General features: G+C 57.3%; 4 protein-coding genes. 2 read left to right on the top strand and 2 right to left on the bottom strand.

Annotation, left to right across the window (positions count from 1 at the left end):
• Nucleotides 1–144: 144 nt before the first annotated feature.
• Entirely contained in the window at nucleotides 145–753 is a 609-nt protein-coding gene (locus tag NW819_RS05060) for a peroxiredoxin (RefSeq protein WP_011433828.1), read from the bottom strand.
• A gap of 164 nt (nucleotides 754–917) precedes the next feature.
• On the opposite strand from NW819_RS05060, the gene NW819_RS05055 reads away from it, so the two are divergent.
• On the top strand, nucleotides 918–1184 hold the full coding sequence (locus NW819_RS05055) for a hypothetical protein (RefSeq protein WP_414413082.1): 267 nt from the start codon (nucleotides 918–920) through the stop codon (nucleotides 1182–1184).
• 58 nt (nucleotides 1185–1242) lie between these two features.
• Here the strand turns inward: NW819_RS05055 and NW819_RS05050 are convergent, their stop codons facing one another.
• Nucleotides 1243–1518 (bottom strand): DUF1830 domain-containing protein, encoded by a 276-nt coding sequence (locus tag NW819_RS05050; protein ID WP_011433830.1) that lies wholly within the window; start codon nucleotides 1516–1518, stop codon nucleotides 1243–1245.
• A gap of 258 nt (nucleotides 1519–1776) precedes the next feature.
• On the opposite strand from NW819_RS05050, the gene glpX reads away from it, so the two are divergent.
• A complete protein-coding gene (gene glpX, locus NW819_RS05045) occupies nucleotides 1777–2820 on the top strand; it encodes a class II fructose-bisphosphatase (protein WP_414413081.1) in 1044 nt (347 codons plus the stop codon).
• Nucleotides 2821–3039 lie beyond the last annotated feature (219 nt).

The following is a 3039-nucleotide window of genomic DNA, read 5'->3' as shown; positions in this document are numbered from 1 at the left end:
GGCCCTCACCCCCAGCCCCTCTGCTGTTGCTTGTCCCTTTTGGGAAGAGTCGGGCTGCCCCTGGCGAAGAAAAGCCCCAGCCCACCCGGGGCTGGAGCCATACCCGAAAAAGCCCGGGATCCCTGAGGCAGGATCTGGGCCAACCTACTTGGCAATCGCCGCGAAGAACTCCTTGGATTTCACTGGGTCGGGGTGCATGGTTTTCTGGCCGGGCTGCCAGTTGGCCGGGCAAACTTCATCTGGGTGAGATTGCACGTATTGGATAGCTTGCAGGGTGCGCAAGGTTTCATCCACACTGCGGCCAAAGGCCAGGTTGTTAATGGTGGCGTGCTGGATGATCCCTTCTTTGTCGATGATGAACAGGCCGCGCAGCGCCACACCCGCTTCCGGATCCAGGACATTGTAGGCAGCGCTGATCTCCTTTTTCAGGTCAGAGACCAGAGGATACCTCAGCTCACCCACCCCTCCAGCCTTGCGGTCGGTTTGAATCCAGGCCAGGTGAGAGTATTCGCTATCCACTGAAACACCCAGGATCTCGGTATCCAGCTTGGCAAAGTCGTCATAGCGGTCGCTAAAGGCCGTGATCTCCGTTGGGCAGACAAAGGTGAAGTCCAAGGGGTAGAAGAACAGCACCACATACTTCTTACCCCGGTAGTCGGAGAGCTTCACCGTCTTGAATTCCATGTCATAGACGGCGGTGGCGGAAAAATCGGGAGCGGGCTGCCCCACTCGCAGGCATCCTTCCTGAGACATAAATCAACGCTCCTTGCGGTAAAGTGCAAATGTAAACCAAACCTAACATACCATACTCATAATGACTCTGCCTTAACTCGATAGATAGCGACGGATCCCAACTGCCGGGATCCGGATAATGCCCATTTTTCCATGCTGATCGGCTCAGCTCTGCAAGGGATCCCATGAGAGTGGCGCTGGAGTTCCTCTATCACTTTTGTTGTGACCGCTGTCGGCGGTGGTGGAGCCAGGCCGATGTGGAGCCCCAACCTGGGGATCGCCTGTATTGCCCCTATTGCGGCCATCAAAATTGCGTGGAGCGCATCGATACCTTTCGCAATGCTGCGCGGGGCAGTTGCCTGACCCGTCCCCCCGATGTCCCTTCTCCAGATCCGCATCCGCCCTCTGAAAAATCCGGGGATCGGCCTCAGGAGAAGCGATCCCCAATCTAGTTATCCTGGGCAAACCCAGTCCTCTTGCCCCTATGGGGCAGCCAGCCGCTAGAGCCTGTCAACCATTCAACGCATCCGCCAGAGTTCCCCGTTGCGAAGATGACCACAGGTAGAGGTCAACCTCAGGCGAGGAAGAATCCACCAGATAGCGACAGAGGCGGCGCTCTTCCAGGATGGCGGTGGAGCAGCAGCAACTGTAGACTTCCAGATAGTCGTCCGGCTCCGCCTCAAAAATCGCCTGCTGGCCGGGAAAGAGGGTGCGCTCCCAGTGGCCGGGGATCGTGCGGATCACCTGAACCTGTCCGGAACGGTTGACAAAAGCGTATCTTTTCATTGCGTTTTTTTAATGGTGTTAAGAAAAACTTATTGCCCTTAAAATAGGCTACCATCCCTGATCCCCAAGCGGCAATAGCGAGCCGCCAAGACGGGGATCGCTCTTTCTGTCTAGCTTTGGGGGATTTGTTCTCTCAGCTTATAGGGGTTGAGAGAATCGGATCTCGAGGAGAAGCCTGCCCTGGTAAACTGAGAGGAAGAGTCTGAAGATATCCTTAAGTTGGCCTTCACCATTCTGAGATCAGCAAGGGGGCACACCGTGGACAACAAGTTGGGGCTAGAGATCATCGAAGTTGTGGAGCAGGCTGCCATTGCCGCCGCCCGCTGGATGGGCAAAGGGGACAACAAGACCGCCGACCAGGTGGCTGTAGAGGCCATGCGGGAAAAACTCAACCAGATCCCCATGCGCGGTCGAATTGTGATTGGGGAAGGAACCCGCGATGAGGCCCCAATGCTCTACATCGGCGAAGAGGTGGGCATCTGTACCCGCCCGGATGCTGAGCAGTTCTGCCGTGTGGAAGAGCTGGTGGAGATTGACATCGCTGTGGATCCCTGCGAGGGCACCAACCTGGTGGCCAAAGGCCAAAACGGCTCTATGGCGGTGCTGGCCATCTCCGAGAAAGGCGGCCTTCTCCACGCCCCGGACATCTACATGCAAAAGCTGGCGGCTCCGCCCCAGGCCAAGGGCAAGGTGCACATCGACTATCCGCCAGAGAAAAATCTCAAGATCATCGCCGAAAGCCTGGATCGGGAGGTGTCGGATCTGACGGTGGTGGTCATGGATCGCAAGCGCCACCTCGATCTGATTCGCCAAATTCGAGAGGCGGGGGCGCGGGTGAAGCTGATTACCGATGGCGACATCTCGGCGGCTCTCTCGGCAGGCTTCAATGGCACCGGCATTCATGCCCTGATGGGGATCGGGGCTGCTCCTGAGGGAGTGATCTCGGCAGCTGCTCTGCGGTGCTTGGGCGCCCACTTCCAAGGTCGGCTGATCTACGATCCCGAAGTAGTTCAGGCGGGCACTTACCTGCCGCCTGTGGAGGAAACGCGACGGGAACTCAAAGAAAAAGGCATTGAGGATCCCGACAAGGTGTGGGAGTGTGAAGAGCTGGCCAGGGGCAAGGAAGTGCTCTTTGCTGCCACCGGGATCACGGATGGCGACTTGATGCGCGGGGTACGTTTCTTTGGGGGCGGGGCCCGCACCGAGACCTTGGTGATCTCCAGCCAATCCCGCACGGTGCGCTTTGTGGATACCATCCACATGAAAGATGGCCAGCAGCCCCGCGGACTGCAGCTGCGCTAAGGGATCCCTATCTAAATCCTCGCAGATCGGGGCGGCTTTCCCCTGGTGAAGGTCGCCCTTGCCTTTTTGGGAAAGTTACGAAATCTATCAAGCCCCAACCCGTGAAAACGTAATAACTCTTCAGCAAAATCCGGCAAAACCGGTTCGATACTGGTCTTAGGGTTTAGGTAGGCTGAGAAAAGTTACCTAAGCTTGCTGGAACCGAGTCAAGGGATCCCC

Origin of the sequence: Synechococcus sp. R8-2 (assembly GCF_047461715.1) — a bacterium.
In the GTDB taxonomy this organism is placed as follows: Bacteria; Cyanobacteriota; Cyanobacteriia; order Thermostichales; family Thermostichaceae; genus Thermostichus.
The sequence above is the reverse complement of the archived record's forward strand: the minus strand, read 5'-3'. Positions and strand labels throughout refer to the sequence as shown.